The sequence below is a fragment of the Pseudomonas inefficax genome, from assembly GCF_900277125.1.
GTDB classification, from domain to species: domain Bacteria; phylum Pseudomonadota; class Gammaproteobacteria; order Pseudomonadales; family Pseudomonadaceae; genus Aquipseudomonas; species Aquipseudomonas inefficax.
Window position 1 is genome coordinate 1 of the sequence record NZ_OPYN01000132.1, and the last position, 17,026, is coordinate 17,026.

Sequence of the window (17,026 nt, forward strand, 5' to 3'; positions counted from 1 at the left end):
CCCGCCAGGTGGATTCGGCGCTCAGCCACNTCACCGTGATCAGCGACGGCNGCGCGCTCACCTTCGACCTGCCACGCAATACCCAGAACGTGCTGGACGCCGGCAATGCCATCGGCGCCGAGCTGCCGTACCCGTGAAAGGCTGGCGTGTGCTCGACCTGCAAGTGCCGGGTGATCGAGGGCGAAGTGGAAATGGACAGCAACCATGCCCTGGAGGATTACGAAGTGGCAGCGGGGTATGTGCTGTCGTGCCAGACCTACCCGGTTAGCGACAAGGTGGTGCTCGATTTCGACCAGCTCTGAAACCGCGTCGCCTGCTTCGCGGGTGAACCCGCTCCCACAGGGACTGCACAAGACCTGAGAGCAGCGCCCTACCTGTGGGAGCGGGTTTACCCGCGAAGAGGCCCTAAGCAACACCGCAACACCCGCGTGACCTCAATAAAACAATTACAACACCCAGAGATCGCAACCCATGACACCCGAACGCATCGAAAGCATCGCCAACCACCCCGACTTCCAGCACCTGGTGCAGCGCAAACGCCGCCTCAACGGCAGCCTGACCCTGGCCATGCTGGTGATCTACTACGGCTTCGTCCTGCTGGTAGCGTTCTCGCCCAGCACCCTCGGCCAGTCCCTCAGCGGTGGCGTCACCACCGTCGGCATGCTGGTCGGTGTGCTGATGGTGCTGCTGTCCTTCGCCCTGACCGGTATCTATGTGCACCGCGCCAACAACGTGCTCGACCCGCTCAACGACAAGGTCAAGCAGGAGTGCGCACAATGAACTGGACCGCCATCTCGATGTTCATGGTGTTCGTCTGCTTCACCCTGCTGGTCACCCGCTGGGCTGCCATGCGCACCCGCTCGGCCAGCGACTTCTACACCGCCGGCGGGGGCCTGACCGGCATGCAGAACGGCCTGGCGATCGCCGGTGACATGATCAGCGCCGCCTCGTTCCTGGGCATTTCGGCAATGATGTTCATGAACGGCTACGACGGCCTGCTGTATGCCCTGGGCGTACTGGCCGGCTGGCCGATCATCCTGTTCCTGATCGCCGAACGCCTGCGCAACCTGGGCAAGTACACCTTCGCCGACGTGGTCAGCTACCGCCTGGCGCAAACCCCGGTGCGCCTGACCTCGGCCTTCGGCACCCTGGTGGTGGCGCTGATGTACCTGGTGGCGCAGATGGTCGGTGCCGGCAAGCTGATCGAACTGCTATTCGGCATCAGCTACCTGTACGCGGTGATGCTGGTCGGCGTGCTGATGGTCGCCTACGTCACCTTCGGCGGCATGCTCGCCACCACCTGGGTGCAGATCATCAAGGCGGTGATGCTGCTGTCGGGCACCAGCTTCATGGCCTTCATGGTGCTCAAGCACTTCGGTTTCAGCACCGAGGCGATGTTCGCCAGCGCCGTGGCCGTGCATGCCAAGGGCCAGGCGATCATGGCCCCGGGTGGCTTGCTGTCCAACCCGGTGGATGCCATTTCCCTGGGCCTGGGCATGATGTTCGGTACCGCCGGCCTGCCGCATATCCTGATGCGCTTCTTCACCGTCAGCGATGCCAAGGAAGCGCGCAAGAGCGTGTTCTATGCCACCGGGTTCATCGGCTACTTCTACCTGCTGCTGATCGTCATCGGCTTTGGTGCCATCGTCATGGTCGGCACCGAGCCGTCCTACCGTGACGCCACCGGAGCGATCATCGGCGGCGGCAACATGGTCGCTGTGCACCTGGCGCAGGCCGTGGGTGGCAATCTGTTCCTCGGCTTCATCTCCGCCGTGGCCTTCGCCACCATTCTTGCGGTGGTCGCCGGCCTGGCGCTGTCCGGTGCATCGGCTGTTTCCCACGACCTGTACGCCTGCGTGGTGCGCCAAGGCAAGGCCAGCGAACAGGAGGAAATGCGCGTGTCGCGTATCGCCACGCTGCTGATCGGCCTGCTGGCGGTAATCCTCGGCCTGATGTTCGAGTCGCAGAACATCGCCTTCCTTTCCGGCCTGGTGCTGGCCGTGGCCGCTTCGGTCAACTTCCCGGTACTGCTGCTTTCGATGTTCTGGAAAGGCTTGACCACTCGCGGCGCAGTGTGCGGCAGCATGGCCGGCCTGGTTTCGGCGGTGCTGCTGGTGGTACTGGGCCCGGCGGTGTGGGTCAACGTGCTGCATAACGAGAAGGCGCTGTTCCCCTACAGCAACCCCGCACTGTTCTCCATGAGCCTGGCCTTCCTCGGCGCCTGGGTGTTCTCGGTCACTGACAGCTCCGAGCGCGCCAGCCAGGAGCGTGGCCGCTACCTGGCGCAGTTCATCCGCTCCATGACCGGAATCGGCGCTGCCGGCGCCAGCAAGCACTGACTCTCAGGGAAGAACAACCATGTCGGGTAAAACAACAACAATGAACCGCACGCACTTCATTTCGGCCGCCTGGCTGGCGGCCCTCGCCCTGCCGATGCCGGCGATGGCAGATTTCATCGGTGACAGCCACGCCCGGTTGGAGCTGCGCAACCACTACCTCAACCGCGACTTCCGCCAGAGCAACGCACCACAGGCCAAGGCCGAGGAGTGGGGCCAGGGCTTTACCGCCAAGCTGGAGTCGGGGTTCACCGAAGGCCCGGTCGGCTTTGGTGTCGACGCCATTGGCCAACTGGGCATCAAGCTCGACTCCAGCCGCGACCGCCGCAATACTGGCCTGCTGCCCTTCGGCCCGAACAGCCATGAACCGGTTGACGACTACAGCGAACTGGGCCTCACCGGCAAGGTACGGGTGTCCAAGAGCACCCTGCGCCTGGGGACCTTGCAACCGATCCTGCCGGTGGTGGTGTACAACGACACCCGCCTGCTGGCCTCCACCTTCCAGGGCGGCCTGCTCACCAGCCAGGACCTGGCCGGCCTGACCTTCAACGGCGGCCGCCTGACCAAGGCCAACCTGCGTGATTCCTCGGGCCGCGACGACATCGGCTACGGCGCCGCCAGCAGCGACCACCTGGACTTCGGTGGCGGCAGCTACGCCCTCAGCCCGCAAACCAGCGTCAGCTACTACTACGCCAAACTAGAGGACATCTACCGCCAGCAGTTCGTCGGCCTGATCGATACCCGCCCGTTGGGCGAAGGCCTGAGCCTGCGCACCGACCTGCGCTACTTCGACAGCCGCAACGACGGCGCCGAACGTGCTGGCAACATCGACAACCGCAACTTCAACGCCATGTTCACCCTCGGTGTACGGGCCCACAAGTTCACCGCCGCCTGGCAGCAGATGTCCGGCGACAGTGCCTTCCCGTTCGTGAACGGTGGCGACCCGTTCACCGTCAACCTGGTCACCTACAACACCTTCACCCGCGCCGGGCTGGACTCGTGGCAGCTGCGTTACGACTACGACTTCGTCGCCATGGGTATCCCCGGCCTGAGCTTCATGACCCGCTACACCGATGGCCGCCACGCCGAAACCGCCACCGTCAGCAATGGCCGTGAGCGTGAGCGCGACACCGACATCACCTATGTCATCCAGAGCGGCCCGTTCAAGGACGTCAGCCTGCGCTGGCGCAACGTCACCTTCCGTTCCGGCAATGGCCTGACCAACGCCGTGGACGAAAACCGCCTGATCATCGGCTACACCGTGGCGCTGTGGTAACAGCGCCCCCCTCTACATTGGAGAACAGCATGTCTGCCGCCCCTACCCTGCAAAGCTTCATCGCCGGCCGCTGGTTTGGCCAGCATGGCGCCCAGGCCCTGCGTAGCGCCCTGGATGGCCACGTTTTGGCCTACAGCCACGAAGAGCGCCCGGATTTCGCCGAAGCCCTGGACTTTGCCCGTGCCCGTGGTCTGGCCACGCTGATGGCCCTGGACTTCCAGCAGCGCGCCGCGCGCCTGAAGGCACTGGCCCTGTACCTGGCCGAGCGCAAGGAACAGCTCTACGCCTTGTCCCACCACAGCGGCGCGACGCGTGCCGACAGCTGGATCGACATCGAAGGCGGCAACGCCACGCTGTTCTCCTATGCGGGCATCGGCAGTCGCGAATTGCCGTCGGGCAATCTGGTACATGAAGGCCCGGCCATCCCGCTGGGCAAGCAAGGCCATTTCGCCGGCAGCCACATCCTGGTGCCGCGTGCCGGCGTAGCGGTACACATCAACGCCTTCAACTTCCCCATCTGGGGCATGCTGGAGAAGTTCGCCCCGACCTTCCTGGCCGGCATGCCGTGCATCGTCAAGCCGGCGACCTCGACCAGCTACCTGACCGAGGCCGTGGTGCGCCTGATGAATGCATCCGGGCTGTTGCCCGAAGGCAGCCTGCAACTGGTGATCGGCAGCACCGGCGACCTGCTCGACCGCCTGCAGGGCCAGGACGTGGTGACTTTCACTGGCTCCGCCGACACCGCCGCCAAGTTGCGTGTCACGCCGAACCTGGTGCGCAACTCGGTGCCGTTCACCGCCGAAGCGGATTCGCTGAACTGCGCCATCCTGGGGCCGGACGTGACCCCGGACAGCGAAGAGTTCGACCTGTACATCAAGGAGGTGGTCCGCGAAATGACCACCAAGGCCGGGCAAAAATGCACCGCCATCCGCCGCGCCATCGTACCGGCCAGGCACATCGATGCCGTTGCCACGCGCCTGCGCGAACGGCTGGCCAAGGTGGTGGTCGGCGACCCCTCGCTGGAAGGTGTGCGCATGGGCGCCCTGGCCTCTCACGACCAGCAGCGCGATGTGGCCGAGCGGGTGCGTAGCCTGCTGCAGAGCTGCGACCAGCTGTTCGGCGCCAGCGATGGCTTTGCGCCGCGTGGCGAAGGCGTGGCCGAGGGCGCGTTCTTTGCCCCGACCCTGCTGCAGGCCCGCGATCCGCACGCTGAAGGTGGCGCCCATGATATCGAAGCATTCGGCCCGGTCAGCACGCTGATGGCGTATGACGACCTCGATGAAGCCCTGGCGCTGGCCGCGCGAGGCAAAGGCAGCCTGGTGGCAACCTTGGTCACCGCCGACCGCAGCGTGGCAGCCACGGCCATCCCGGTGGCCGCCGCCTGGCATGGCCGCCTGCTGGTACTCGACAGCGAGGCGGCCAAGGAATCCACGGGGCATGGCTCGCCATTGCCGCAGCTCAAGCACGGCGGCCCGGGCCGCGCGGGCGGTGGCGAAGAGCTGGGTGGCCTGCGTGCCGTCAAGCATTACCTGCAGCGTGCCGCAGTACAGGGTTCGCCGAGCATGCTGACGGCGGTTACCGGCGAATATGTGCGCGGTGGCGAAGTGATCGAAACCGAAGTGCACCCGTTCCGCCGCTATTTCGAGCAGTTGCGCATCGGCGAGTCGCTGCTCACCCATCGGCGCACCGTGACCGAAGCCGATCTGGTCAACTTCGGCTGCCTGTCGGGCGACCATTTCTACATGCACTTCGACGAGATCGCCGCCAAGCAATCGCAGTTCGGCAAGCGCATCGCCCACGGCTATTTCGTGCTGTCGGCAGCGGCCGGGCTGTTCGTCTCCCCGGGGGCAGGCCCGGTACTGGCCAACTACGGCCTGGACACCCTGCGCTTCATCAACCCGGTGGGCATCGGCGACACCATCCAGGCGCGCCTGACCTGCAAGCGCAAGATCGACCAGGGCAAGACCAGCCCACTGGGCGAGCCCCAGGGTGTCGTGGCCTGGGATGTGGAGGTGACCAACCAGTTGGGCGAGCTGGTCGCCAGCTACGACATTCTCACCCTGGTGCTGAAAAAGCCCTGACAGTGCCGTTTGTCAGGGGCGGTGGCAATCCAACCGACCTCCCCTGGCTGTTGCCGCTCTCATTCAATGAGGGGTGGTCAATGGCTTCGCCTCTCACTCCTGTATTGGGCCCGCCTGATCGCGGGCCGTTTTTTCATCGAGAGCGAGGGTTGCGAGATGAATGGCTTGATGGCAATGGGTGGCGGCAGCGCACAGGATGACTGGCCAGAGCTCGAGCCGGACCAGCGCAATGACCGGGCAGATGACCCGGATGCCGACCCCAATGTGGCAGATGACGAAGAAAACCGCCCGGGTGTACCGGCCAGCGACCCCGAATCCGGTGCCTAGGCGCCCTGCGCGTGCCTCGGAGCGGCTTTAGCCGCGAAGAATCCAACGCGGTGCATGGCACCGGCTGCGCCGGTGTTCGCGGGCGCGCCCGCTCCCACAGGTATGGCGCACTCCTTGAGCTGGTGGTGTCCCTGTGGGAGCGGGCATGCCCGCGAAGCAGGCGACGCGGTGCTTTGAGCAAGACAGTTGTTCATACAAGGATTGCGCAAGGTCTTGCAATCGGGAATCACATTGTCGCCGCAGACTGGTTCGGTTTGCCGCCGGAAAGCCGCCAGCTCACTGCGGTAATGCCGTAGCGCTCGGCCATCGGCCTGCTGACTTTTCTGATTTTTTCGCGCCCGAACTTGGGGATGATGCCGATGCCCGCATCGCAACTCGCCCAATGCCAGGCCTCGGCATTGTCCAGCGTCTCCAGACGAATGATGAAACTGCGCGGCTGGCCATGCAGTTGGTAATCGATGATGTATAACTGTGGGCTAGGCATCGCAGGGGCCTCCCTTTCTCCATGGATGACACCCTGATTGATCGGAGCACGGCCAGAAGATTCAAAAAATTGTCGAACAATAGGGATCAAAGGCTATTGCAGCCTTGGTACGCAGAGCTGTACGCAGAGCTCGGCCGGCACCCGGCACAGCGGGTACCGGGTGTCCGGCAACCCTTCAGCTCACTGTTGGCGCCCCCCGCCATGGCTGTTCTGGCCGCCCTTGCGGCCGGCCTCCGATGCCCGTTGGCGGTCATTGGCGAAGTTGCCGCCAGAAGCCTGCCCGCCTTTGTGCCCAGCGCGGGAGGCCCGTTCCCGGTCATTGGCGAAATTGCCTGGGTTGGTTTCCTTGGTGCCGCCGCGCTGGCTGGCTCGCTCTTGATCCTGCGCCATGTGGTATCTCCTTGCGATGGATGGGTCGCATTAATATTTGCCATGCCTTGGTTCCGAGCCGCCGATCACAAAGTCTGCTCAATGGTTTTGCCGGCAACTGACCAGTGGCACCAAACATGGGCCGGCAAAAGGTTTGCGTGGCGGAAGCAGGTAGATCGCACTTTCCTTTGCCGGCGGAGGTCTCAACAACATGGCGACGGCCTATAATCGCGCCACACACACGCCCGATGATGCTGCTTCGGGCGGAACGTTCCGGTCTGTACAAGGCTCCGTCCATGAAGTCGTCCGCCAAGCAACCTGCCTCGCCCCAGAACCCGGCGCTCAGCCCCAGCCACCTGGATTTCCCGGTGGTGGGCATCGGTGCATCGGCAGGCGGCCTGGAAGCGATCTGTACGCTGTTCCGGCAAATGCCCGGCGATTGCGGCATGGCCTTCGTCGTGGTCTTGCACCTGTCCCCCGACCACCAGAGCGTCGCCGACCGCATCATCCAGGAGACCACGCAAATGCCGGTGCGCCAGGTGACCGAGCCGGTGCCGATCGAGCGCAACCACATCTACGTGATTTCCCCGGCCAATCGCCTGTCCACCAACGACGGCTACCTGCGCGTGACCCCGGCCAACCGGCGCCGTGGCGACCACGTGGCCATCGACCTGTTCTTCCGTGACCTGGCTGACGTGCACAAGGACCACGCCTTCTGCGTGGTGTTGTCTGGTACCGGTGCCGATGGTGCCGTGGGCCTGTCACGGATCAAGGAGCAAGGCGGCGTGACCCTGGCGCAAACCCCGGACGACGCCCAGTACGACAGCATGCCCCGCGCTGCCATCGAGACCGGCATGGTCGACCTGGTGCTGCCGGCGGCAGAAATGCCGCAGAAGCTGCTGGAGCTGTGGCGCAATGCCCGTCAGGTGAGGCTCCCGGAAATCGAGGACGACACCCTGCCCCCGGCTTTGGGCACCCGTGCCGGTGATCCCCAGGCTTGCGAGCCGATGCTCGAGGAGATCCTGCTGCAATTGCGCAGCAATACCGGCCACGACTTCCAGCACTACAAGCGCGCGACGGTGCTGCGGCGCATCGAGCGCCGCCTGCATGTAACCGGCCAGGCGGACCTGGCGGCCTACCTGCATTACCTGGAGCAGCACCCCGCGGAATCCAGGGCGTTGCTGGCCGACATGTTGATTGGCGTGACCAATTTCTTCCGTGATCGCGAAGCCTTCGAAGCACTGGAGCGTCATGTGCTGCCGCAGCTGGCCTGCGAGCGCGACCCTGCCGATGGCGCGGACGAGATTCGCGTATGGTCGGCCGGTTGCTCCACCGGTGAGGAGGCGTACAGCCTGGCCATGCTGGTTTGCGAGCAGCTGGCACTGGAACAGCGCACGAGCAAGGTACAAGTGTTCGCCACTGACCTGGATGAACGCGCCATCGCCATTGCCCGCAGTGGCTCCTATTCCGAAGCGATCGTCACCGATGTGCCGCCCAGCCGGCTGCGCCAGTTCTTCCTCAAGGAAGACCAGCATTACCGGGTGCGAAAAGAGGTTCGCGAAAAGGTGCTGTTTGCCCGTCATAACCTGTTGTCGGACCCACCGTTCTCGCAGATCGACTTGATTGTCTGCCGCAACCTGCTGATCTACCTGGACCGCGAGGTGCAGAGGGACATTCTGCAGATGTTCCACTTCGCCCTGCGCCCAGGTGGCTACCTGTTCCTCGGTTCGTCCGAGTCGGCCGACATGGCCAATGAACTGTTTACCCCGGTGGACAAGCGCAATCGCATTTTCCGCGCACTGGATGCCAGCAATACCGGCCGTAGCTCTGGCCATAAACCTGGCCGTCAGCTGCCCGGTACTTCTGCCGTCAACATGCCGCAGGAAACACTGGCCACGGCCAAGGCCAAACCGGGGCGCAAGCCATCCTTCGCCGACCTGCACCACCGCGCCCTGGCGCGGCGCATGCCGCCCAGCCTGATCGTCGATATCGACGGCAATATCCTGCACATGAGCGAAGGCGTGGGTCGCTTCCTGCAACTGGCCGGGGGCGAACCGAGCCGCAACCTGCTCAACCTGGTGCTGCCGCCCCTGCGCCTGGCCCTGCGCAGCACCTTGTTCCAGGCGCGTCAGGGTACCGAGGCGGTGACCTCGCGCCCTGTCGACCTGGCGGAATCCATGGGCAAACTGCAGGTGGAGATCACCGTGCAGCCGTACAAGGACGACCTCAGCGCCAGCGATTGCATGCTGGTGGTATTCGAAGAGCGCGCGCCCGACCCATCCCTGCCGTTGCCAGGCGTCATCCGCCAGACCGACAGCATGGTCCTGCACAACCTCGAGCGCGAACTGCTGCGCACTCGGCTGCTACTGCAGGAAACCATCGAGCAGTCAGAGGTTTCCAGCGAGGAGCTGACCGCTTCCAATGAAGAGATGCAGGCCATCAACGAGGAGTTGCGTTCGGCCAGCGAAGAATTGGAAACCAGCAAGGAAGAGCTGCAATCGATCAACGAGGAGTTGCTTACGGTCAACTACGAGCTGAAGAACAAGGTCGAAGAAACCGACAAGATCAACGACTACCTCAGCAACCTGATCGCCTGCACCGAGATCGCCACGGTGTTCGTCGACCGTAACCTGCATATCCGCTGGTTCACGCCGCGCGCCACCGACCTGTTCAACATGCTGCCAGTCGATACCGGCCGTTCCCTGCTCGACATCACCCATCGCCTGGATTACCCGGCACTGGCCGACGATGCTCGCGCCGTGGCCCAGGGCGAGGCCATCATCGAGCGTGAAATCGGTAGCCAGGGCGATCACTGGTACCTGGCGCGCCTGCTGCCCTACCGCTCCAGCGAGCAGAAGATCGACGGCACGGTGCTGACCTTCATCGACATCAGCAGCAGCCATGCCGCCGAAGAGCGCGTGCGCCTGGGCGAAGAGCGCCTGAGCAAACAGTTGGCCGAGACGCAGAATACCAGCCACATGAAGGACGAGTTCTTCGCCGTCATGTCCCATGAGCTCAAGCACCCGCTCAACCTGATCCAGCTCAACGCCGAAATCCTGCGCCGCCTGCCGTCGCTCAGGAACATCAGTGCAGCGAGCAAGGCCGTTGGTACCATCTGCGATGCGGTAACCAGCCAGGCGCGGATAATCGACGACCTCCTGGATGTGGCGCGCATTCGTACTGGCAAGCTCAAGCTCAAGACCGAGCCTGTGGATCTGCTTGCCGTCCTGCAGGGCATCCATGGCGTGGTAGTGAGCGAGCAACATCCCTGCCCGGTTCGCCTGGAGCTGCCCGCCGACAACCTGCCGGTAATGATCGAGGGTGACGTAACGCGCCTGGAGCAGATCATCTGGAACCTGCTGAACAACGCGCTGAAATTCAGCCCGGCAGGCAATGAGATACGCCTGGTGCTGAGCCACGACGAAGACCACGCGCGCCTGCAGGTGATCGACCATGGCGTGGGCCTGAGCCACGACAGCCTCGAGCACATCTTCGACCTGTTCAGCCAGGCTGCGCCGCAACAGGCCAGCCACAGCCGCGAGGGCCTGGGCATTGGCCTGTCACTGGTGCGGCAACTGGCCGAGGCCCATGGCGGTAGCGTACGCGCCACATCACCGGGGCTTGGCCTGGGCTGCACCTTTACGGTCACCCTGCCCCTTTGCGAAGTTCAGCACCCGCAGCGTGCGCAGGGCTCGGAGCCACTGAGCGAGGGCCGTCTGAATGGTATTCGCGTGTTGCTGGTGGATGACTCCGTAGAGGTGCTGGCGGTAATGCAGGAGCTGCTGGAAATGGAGAGCGCCACTGTTCATGCCTTCAGCAAGCCGCGTGAGGCCCTGGACGCCGCTGCGGGTGAGGAATACGACATCATCCTGTCCGACATCGGCATGCCGGTGATGGACGGCCACGCGTTGATCAAGGCCCTGCGTGGCTATGTGCATCTGCGCCATACCCCCGCCATCGCCCTGACCGGCTATGGCGCCAGTGCCGATCAGCACAAGTCACGCCAGTCGGGCTTCGACCGGCACTTGAACAAGCCTGTGGGTTATGACGAGCTGGTGGAAGCCATCGAAGCATTGAGCGGCTCGGTGCCTTACTGACCGCTGGTCGCTTTCAACGCAACGTTCATTGCAGCCGGGGGCCGAATCATTCATGGAATGAGGGATTCGCCCAGGAGCCTGAATGAAGCCAGTCAAGCATCGCGCCACCATCATCTGCCGGCATGGCAAACAAACCCATAAATGGTTGTGGGTAAGAAAGCCCAATGCCGCCTGGACCCTGCCCGGCGGCAAGATCGAACCCGGCGAGACGCCGGTACAGGCGGCGGAGCGTGAATTGCTTGAAGAAACCGGGTTGCAGGCAGAATCACTGACGCTGTTGATGCGCCATGAAACGGCACAGCGCATGCATTATGTGTTCGAGGCGGAGTTCATCGAGGCCCCGCACCCCAAGGCCTTGCACGAGATTGCCGACTGCCGGTTCGCTCATCTGGACCAGGTGCCCATGCTCAAGGACGAGATCAAGCTGCTGATCCGCTCGTTGCTGGCGTGTGATCGGGCGACGGCAGCATCGGTGAGATAGGCCTTTATTGCCCGTGCCGGCCCTTTCGCGGGCTTGCCCGCTCCCACAGGTGCTCCACCGCTTCTGAAGCAGGTGTTAAACCTGTGGGAGCGGGCAAGCCCGCGAAGAGGCCGGTACAGGCACGCGCTAGGCATGCACACTCCACTGGCAGGCCTCCACCTCGATCGGCATCTCGTCTATGGCATGGATCATCCCGTTCGCCAGTGCCTCCCGGGGGCCGAGTATTCGCGGATAGGCCATCAGATAACGTGGCACATCCAGCACCTCATCCGCCCCTTCGGTCCGCTCGGCGACGATCTGTGCATACAGCCGCAGGTCGTAGTCCAGGCTCATTGCATACTCGGCCATGCGTGAGTGGTCGACAGAGCCATGCAAGGTCCAGTGGAACGGATGGAACAGGAACTTGCTGTAACTGCATGCCGTGCGCCGTTCCCCGGCCAGGAACAGGATGTTGCCCATGGACTCCACCGTGCCCAGGTTGTGGGTATGCACCTCGATCGGTAACGCCCGCAGAAAGTTGTACAAGGTAAACCCGTAACTGCACTCGCCGCCCATGGTGGCGATGTTCAGTTGCAGGACCTCGGCCCCTTGCTGCAACGCCCGGGAACAGGTGTTGATCAGGTTGCCGCAGGTGGATGAGTTGATAGGCCCGGTAAAGTGGACGATATGTCTGGCCATGCTTGCCTCCAGTGTTGGCAGGTCATTCCTTGGTTTTCTGCGCATCGTCACCCTGCCCGGCCATTTGCCGGTACTGCTTGCGCAGGGCATGCAGCTCGGCCGGATCCATGTCTTCAAGGTCCAGCAGCGCCTTGTGCGCCTGTTGGGTGGTGCGCAACAGTTCATCGATCTTGATGTGCAGTTCGTCGTTGTCGCGGTTCTGGGTGTTCTGGATCAGGAACACCATGAGGAAGGTGATGATGGTGGTCGAGGTATTGATCACCAGTTGCCAGGTGTCGTTGAAACCGAACAACGGCCCGGTCACCGCCCAGCTCAGGATCAGCAGGCAGGCGATGCCAAAGGTCAGCGGGCGGCCGGCCCAATTGGCCAGCCACTGGGCGAAACGGTCGAATTTCATCCTGGCGCCCTTCCTCGTAGCAGGTATTGGGTGGAAACGTCGCGGGCCGCAAAGTTCAACGCGGCATCCGCCTTTTCCGTTGGTCAACCGTGCTGAACCCTGGCCGCTGTTCACCAGTCGCACCTTCAGAGTGACCGAACAAGGACCCGGCAATGAGGAAGGCAGCGTGAGCGATATCCGCATCGGCATCTCTGGTTGGCGCTACGGCCCGTGGCGCAAGGATTTCTACCCGAAGGGCCTGCCGCAGGACGACGAACTGGCGTTCGCTTCGCGAGCGGTCAACAGCATTGAAATCAACGGCTCGTTCTACAGCCTGCAAACGCCCGAACGCTATCGGGGCTGGCATGACGAAACACCGCCCGGCTTCGTGTTCGCGGTAAAGGCCCCCCGCTACATCACCCATGTACGCCGGCTCAAGGATATCGAAGAACCCATGGCCAATTTTTTTGCTTCCGGGCCGCTGCTGCTCGGCAAGAAACTGGGCCCGTTCCTGTGGCAATTTCCACCGAACATGAAGTTCGACGAGGCCCGGTTCGCCCGTTTTCTCGAACTTTTACCGCACAGCCGCAAGGCTGCGCGCGAATGCGCACAGGGCTGTGCGCAGCGCCTGCAGGGCAACGGCAGCACTGATATCAAGGGTAATGCTCGGCTGCGCCACGCCGTGGAAATCCGCAACGAAAGCTTTCTGTGCGAAGCCTTCATCAAGTTGCTGCGCAAGCACCGGGTGGCGCTGGTAGTGGCTGACAGCGCCGGGAAATGGCCGTATGTCGAAGACCTTACCGCCGACTTCGTGTACATGCGCCTGCATGGCGATGTCGAGCTGTACAGCAGTGGCTATACCGCCCAGGCGCTGCGGCGCTGGAAGCAGCGCATCCAGCTGTGGAGCCAGGGCGGCCAGGCCGACGATGCCCAGCTGATCGTGCCGGGGCCGCCACCACGGCGCGCCGCCCGTGACGTCTACTGCTATTTCGACAACGACCAGAAAGTGCATGCGCCGTATGACGCCCGGCGCCTGTTGCAGAAGCTGTCGCTGGACCATGAGCTGATGACCGAGCCTGGCGTGGTGCCGGAGGTGACCCTGTGAACAGGACACTGCCTGCCCCGCACTGCATCATCGACAAGATCACCGCCGTGCATCGGCTTAATGTACTGACCTTGAACGTGCACAAGGGCTTCACCTTCTTCAACCGGCGCTTCATCCTGCCCGAGCTGCGCGAAGCGGTGCGCGCCACCGGTGCCGACCTGGTGTTCCTCCAGGAAGTGCACGGCAGCCACCAGCAACATGCGCTGCGCCACCCGGCCTGGCCGGAGACGCCACAATACGAGTTCCTGGCCGACAGCATGTGGCCGCAGTTCGCCTACGGCCGTAACGCCGTGTACCCCCATGGTGACCACGGCAACGCGCTGCTGTCGAAATTCCCCATCAGCCGCTTCGACAACCTCGACGTCTCGGTGCAGGGCAACGAGCAGCGCGGCCTGCTGCATTGCCAGCTGGAGGTGCCGGGCCATGACCAGGTGCATGCGGTGTGCGTGCACCTGGGCCTGCGCGAGGCACACCGGCAACGCCAGGTGAAGCTGCTGCTGGACCTGCTCGACAGCCTGCCGCCCAAGGCGCCGGTAATCGTGGCCGGCGACTTCAACGATTGGCGGCTGAAGGCCGATGCGGTGCTGTGCGAACACCTGGTAGAAGCCTTCGGCGAGCATTTCGGCACCCCGGCGCGCAGCTTTCCGGCGCGCCTGCCGCTGTTGCGCCTGGACCGCATCTACCTGCGCAACGCCATGCCCGGCAGCGCCCAGGTGCTGTCGAAATACCCGTGGTCGCACCTTTCCGACCACGCCCCTCTGGCATCGGAGATCAACCTGTGAACCGACCCTGGGTAGACGGCAACAGCGTGCAGTTGCTGATCAATGGCGAGCAATACTACCCCCGCGTGTTCGAGGCCATGGCCCAGGCACGCGAGGAAATCCTGCTGGAGACCTTCATCATCTTCGATGACAAGGTTGGCCAGCAATTGCAGCAGGTACTGATCGATGCCGCCCGGCGCGGCGTGCGTGTCGAAGTGGCCGTGGATGGCTACGGCACGGCCGACCTGCCTGCGCCGTTCATAGCGGCCATGACCGATGCCGGGGTCAGTTTCCACGCCTTCGACCCGCAGCCGCGGCTGGTGGGCATGCGCACCAACCTGTTCCGGCGCCTGCACCGCAAGATCGTGGTGATCGATGGCGAGCGGGCGTTCATTGGCGGCATCAACTACAGCGCCGACCACCTGGGCGACTTTGGTGCCATGGCCAAGCAGGACTATGCCGTGGAGGTCGCCGGCCCGGTGGTGGCGCAGGTGCATGCCGCCAGCAAGCGCCTGATGTCGCCGGTACTGCAGCCGCCCAGCGCGGTACGGCCGCTGACCGAGCCTGCCGGTACCTGTAGCGCAGTGCTGGTCGAACGTGACAACGGGGTGCGCAGTACCGATATCGAGGCCCACTACCTGCAGGCGTTTCGCAGTGCCCGGCAGCGTATCGTGGTGGCCAATGCGTATTTCTTCCCCGGCTACCGGCTAATGCGCGAACTGCGCAATGCATCCCGGCGTGGCGTGGAGGTGCGGCTGATCCTGCAGGGCCAGCCGGACATGCGCTGGGTGCGGGCGTTGTCGCGGCTGCTGTACAACTACCTGTTGCGCGACGGTGTGGCCATTCACGAGTACTGCCAGCGGCCGTTGCACGGCAAGGTGGCGCTGGTGGACGACCAGTGGGCTACGGTCGGCTCCAGCAACCTGGACCCATTGAGCCTGTCGTTCAACCTGGAAGCCAACCTGTTCATCCGTGATCGCGCCTTCAATCACCAACTCAACCAGCACCTGCAGGCGCTGGCCCGCGAACAATGCAAACCGGTCACGCTGGAACGCATGGTTCGCGGCTACTGGTGGCGCGCGCCGTTGATTTTCCTGTGCTTCCACGTGATCCGCCATTTCCCGCGGATTGCCGGTTGGTTCCCGGCGCACCGCCAGCACCTGCGTTCGCTGCAACCAGAAGCCGAGGCTCAGGGTGACTATCACGAGGGCAAGACCTGATGGCGCGAAAACACTGGCAAACCTGGGGCAAACGGCTGTTCACCCTGGCATTCCTGATCCTGATCCCTGCGCTGCTGTACCTGCTGGCGCGTAACCTGGACTGGAACGAGGTACGCCAGTCGTTGCTGGCCTACAAGCCCGGGACCTTGGCCATCGGCCTGGCGCTGGCCGGGTGCAGCTACCTGACATTCGCCAGTTACGACCTGCTTGCCCGGGCCTACACCGGCCACCACCTGCCGGCTCGCCAGGTTTTGCCAGTGGCCTTCGTGTGCTATGCCTTCAACCTCAATTTCACCACCTGGGTGGGTGGTGTGGCCTTGCGCTACCGGCTGTACAGCCGCCTGGGCCTGGACACGGCAACCATCACGCGCATCATCACCCTGGGTCTGCTGACCAACTGGATGGGTTACATGCTGCTGGCTGGCACGGTGTTCGCCTTGCGCCTGGTCGAGCTGCCTGCCAACTGGGCGGTCGGCGCCAGCGGCCTGCAACTGATCGGCCTGGTTTTGCTGGCGATTGCCGCAGGTTACCTGCTGGCCTGTGGTTTCGCCAAAAAGCGCACCTGGCGCTGGCGCGAGCATGAGGTAACGCTGCCATCGCTGCGCCTGGCGCTGTGCCAGGTGGTGCTAGGGGCCAGCAACTGGGCGCTAATGGCACTGCTGATCTTCTGGTTGCTGCCTGGCGAAGCCTTCTACCCCTCGATACTTGGCATCCTGCTGATCAGCTGCGTGGCTGGTGTGGTCGCGCATATCCCGGCCGGGCTGGGTGTGCTGGAAACGGTGTTCCTGGCCCTGCTGCACGGGCAACTTGCCCAGGGTACGCTGGTGGCGGCCCTGCTGGGCTACCGCACGCTTTACTATCTGGTGCCGCTGTTGCTGGCGGTGCTTACCTACCTGATCCTGGAAAAGCGCGCCAAGGCCATGCGCCGGCGCGACAAGCCTGCCTAGACCTGACAAGGGCCATTGGCCCGGGAGGTGGCAAATGCGTGGCGCTGTCTTGAAGCCGATGTTCATCCTGATGGTGGCCAGCCTGGTCAGCGGCCAGGCCCTGGCCGAAGCCTGCAATGTGCTTACCCGTTCCTCCAGCGAGGCGGTAACGCCGGTGGAGCGGCACAGCTGTTACAGCTACAGCAACCTGCCCGCCGAGGCGATCAACTGGTCGTGCAGCAACGAGAGCAAGGACATGCTCAACAGCGAAAAGCACAAGGTAGCGCGTTGTGCGGATGGTAGCGTTGGCAGTTGCATCGCACCCTTGACCCAGGAAGCATTGGCCAACCCCAAGGCCGCCGGCGGTGACAGGCCGGCGTTGCCCAAGGATGCGCGAGTCATCACCTACTACTACGACACCCCCAGCCTGGGCCAGGCCCGCACTGATTGTGAGCGTAGCAATGGCATTTGGCAGACTCATTGATCTGCAGGCCTGCGCGCTGCTTTGT

Annotated in this window: 15 protein-coding genes and 2 pseudogenes; 13 read left to right on the forward strand and 4 right to left on the reverse strand. The window is 63.6% G+C overall.

Going from position 1 to position 17,026, the window contains the following annotated elements; translation table 11 throughout:
* The 6 genes and pseudogenes from JV551A3_RS15110 to JV551A3_RS30675 form a co-directional block, all read left to right on the forward strand.
* Positions 1–302: pseudogene (locus JV551A3_RS15110) on the forward strand (2Fe-2S iron-sulfur cluster-binding protein); the annotation flags it as partial.
* 169 nt (positions 303–471) lie between these two features.
* On the forward strand, positions 472–780 hold the full coding sequence (locus JV551A3_RS15115; RefSeq protein ID WP_004376242.1) for a DUF485 domain-containing protein: 309 nt from the start codon (positions 472–474) through the stop codon (positions 778–780).
* Positions 771–2,339, forward strand: a pseudogene (locus tag JV551A3_RS15120) (cation acetate symporter); the annotation flags it as partial. The gene JV551A3_RS15115 and the pseudogene JV551A3_RS15120, both read left to right, overlap by 10 nt.
* 40 nt (positions 2,340–2,379) lie before the next feature.
* A complete protein-coding gene (locus JV551A3_RS15125) occupies positions 2,380–3,612 on the forward strand; it encodes an OprD family porin (protein WP_133972908.1) in 1,233 nt (410 codons plus the stop codon).
* Between the two features lie 29 nt (positions 3,613–3,641).
* The gene (paaZ, locus tag JV551A3_RS15130; protein ID WP_133972906.1) at positions 3,642–5,693 is read left to right on the forward strand and encodes a phenylacetic acid degradation bifunctional protein PaaZ; all 2,052 of its coding nucleotides are present in this window, start codon (positions 3,642–3,644) and stop codon (positions 5,691–5,693) included.
* A 156-nt stretch (positions 5,694–5,849) separates the two neighbouring features.
* Positions 5,850–6,020, forward strand: coding sequence for a hypothetical protein (locus tag JV551A3_RS30675; RefSeq protein WP_166674264.1), 171 nt, complete (start codon positions 5,850–5,852; stop codon positions 6,018–6,020).
* A 226-nt stretch (positions 6,021–6,246) separates the two neighbouring features.
* Here the strand turns inward: JV551A3_RS30675 and JV551A3_RS15140 are convergent, their stop codons facing one another.
* Together JV551A3_RS15140 and JV551A3_RS15145 are read right to left on the reverse strand one after the other, a co-directional pair.
* Positions 6,247–6,504, reverse strand: a complete 258-nt coding sequence (locus JV551A3_RS15140; RefSeq protein WP_133972902.1) for a DUF6555 family protein — start codon at positions 6,502–6,504, stop codon at positions 6,247–6,249.
* A gap of 180 nt (positions 6,505–6,684) precedes the next feature.
* Complete coding sequence (locus JV551A3_RS15145) at positions 6,685–6,894, reverse strand: con-10 family general stress protein (RefSeq protein ID WP_085625071.1); 210 nt, start codon at positions 6,892–6,894, stop codon at positions 6,685–6,687.
* Between the two features lie 275 nt (positions 6,895–7,169).
* On the opposite strand from JV551A3_RS15145, the gene JV551A3_RS15150 reads away from it, so the two are divergent.
* Positions 7,170–10,970 (forward strand): CheR family methyltransferase, encoded by a 3,801-nt coding sequence (locus JV551A3_RS15150; RefSeq protein ID WP_133972900.1) that lies wholly within the window; start codon positions 7,170–7,172, stop codon positions 10,968–10,970.
* An 82-nt stretch (positions 10,971–11,052) separates the two neighbouring features.
* Positions 11,053–11,451, forward strand: a complete 399-nt coding sequence (locus JV551A3_RS15155; protein WP_133972898.1) for an NUDIX hydrolase — start codon at positions 11,053–11,055, stop codon at positions 11,449–11,451.
* Positions 11,452–11,577: 126 nt separating this feature from the next.
* Here JV551A3_RS15155 and JV551A3_RS15165 read toward each other — a convergent pair whose 3' ends face one another.
* Entirely contained in the window at positions 11,578–12,129 is a 552-nt protein-coding gene (locus JV551A3_RS15165; RefSeq protein ID WP_133972894.1) for an ATP-dependent Clp protease proteolytic subunit, read from the reverse strand.
* A 22-nt stretch (positions 12,130–12,151) separates the two neighbouring features.
* Complete coding sequence (locus tag JV551A3_RS15170) at positions 12,152–12,526, reverse strand: low affinity iron permease family protein (protein ID WP_112251772.1); 375 nt, start codon at positions 12,524–12,526, stop codon at positions 12,152–12,154.
* 166 nt (positions 12,527–12,692) lie between these two features.
* On the opposite strand from JV551A3_RS15170, the gene JV551A3_RS15175 reads away from it, so the two are divergent.
* Genes JV551A3_RS15175 through JV551A3_RS15195 form a run of 5 tightly spaced genes read left to right on the forward strand, consistent with a single transcriptional unit; the run spans position 12,693 to position 17,001 of the window.
* On the forward strand, positions 12,693–13,610 hold the full coding sequence (locus JV551A3_RS15175; RefSeq protein ID WP_133972892.1) for a DUF72 domain-containing protein: 918 nt from the start codon (positions 12,693–12,695) through the stop codon (positions 13,608–13,610).
* Positions 13,607–14,392, forward strand: a complete 786-nt coding sequence (locus JV551A3_RS15180) for an endonuclease/exonuclease/phosphatase family protein (protein WP_133972890.1) — start codon at positions 13,607–13,609, stop codon at positions 14,390–14,392. Before JV551A3_RS15175 ends, JV551A3_RS15180 begins: the two co-directional genes overlap by 4 nt.
* Positions 14,389–15,591 carry a cardiolipin synthase ClsB gene (gene clsB / locus JV551A3_RS15185; protein ID WP_112251770.1) on the forward strand — a complete coding sequence of 401 codons (1,203 nt, stop codon included), beginning with the start codon at positions 14,389–14,391 and terminating at the stop codon, positions 15,589–15,591. Before JV551A3_RS15180 ends, clsB begins: the two co-directional genes overlap by 4 nt.
* Complete coding sequence (locus JV551A3_RS15190) at positions 15,591–16,538, forward strand: lysylphosphatidylglycerol synthase domain-containing protein (RefSeq protein WP_133972886.1); 948 nt, start codon at positions 15,591–15,593, stop codon at positions 16,536–16,538. The genes clsB and JV551A3_RS15190 overlap by 1 nt, the downstream gene beginning before the upstream one ends.
* A gap of 34 nt (positions 16,539–16,572) precedes the next feature.
* A complete protein-coding gene (locus tag JV551A3_RS15195; protein ID WP_133972884.1) occupies positions 16,573–17,001 on the forward strand; it encodes a hypothetical protein in 429 nt (142 codons plus the stop codon).
* The last annotated feature ends 25 nt before the right edge of the window (positions 17,002–17,026 follow it).

Coding starts and splice junctions, on each gene's coding strand:
- JV551A3_RS15170 (WP_112251772.1), bottom strand. CDS start 12,526: ATGAAATTCGACCGTTTCGCCCAGTGGCTGGCCAATTGGGCCGGCCGC.
- JV551A3_RS15190 (WP_133972886.1), top strand. CDS start 15,591: ATGGCGCGAAAACACTGGCAAACCTGGGGCAAACGGCTGTTCACCCTG.
- JV551A3_RS15155 (WP_133972898.1), top strand. CDS start 11,053: ATGAAGCCAGTCAAGCATCGCGCCACCATCATCTGCCGGCATGGCAAA.
- JV551A3_RS15125 (WP_133972908.1), top strand. CDS start 2,380: ATGAACCGCACGCACTTCATTTCGGCCGCCTGGCTGGCGGCCCTCGCC.
- JV551A3_RS15150 (WP_133972900.1), top strand. CDS start 7,170: ATGAAGTCGTCCGCCAAGCAACCTGCCTCGCCCCAGAACCCGGCGCTC.
- JV551A3_RS15145 (WP_085625071.1), bottom strand. CDS start 6,894: ATGGCGCAGGATCAAGAGCGAGCCAGCCAGCGCGGCGGCACCAAGGAA.
- JV551A3_RS15195 (WP_133972884.1), top strand. CDS start 16,573: ATGCGTGGCGCTGTCTTGAAGCCGATGTTCATCCTGATGGTGGCCAGC.
- JV551A3_RS15140 (WP_133972902.1), bottom strand. CDS start 6,504: ATGCCTAGCCCACAGTTATACATCATCGATTACCAACTGCATGGCCAG.
- JV551A3_RS15165 (WP_133972894.1), bottom strand. CDS start 12,129: ATGGCCAGACATATCGTCCACTTTACCGGGCCTATCAACTCATCCACC.
- JV551A3_RS30675 (WP_166674264.1), top strand. CDS start 5,850: ATGAATGGCTTGATGGCAATGGGTGGCGGCAGCGCACAGGATGACTGG.
- JV551A3_RS15115 (WP_004376242.1), top strand. CDS start 472: ATGACACCCGAACGCATCGAAAGCATCGCCAACCACCCCGACTTCCAG.
- paaZ (WP_133972906.1), top strand. CDS start 3,642: ATGTCTGCCGCCCCTACCCTGCAAAGCTTCATCGCCGGCCGCTGGTTT.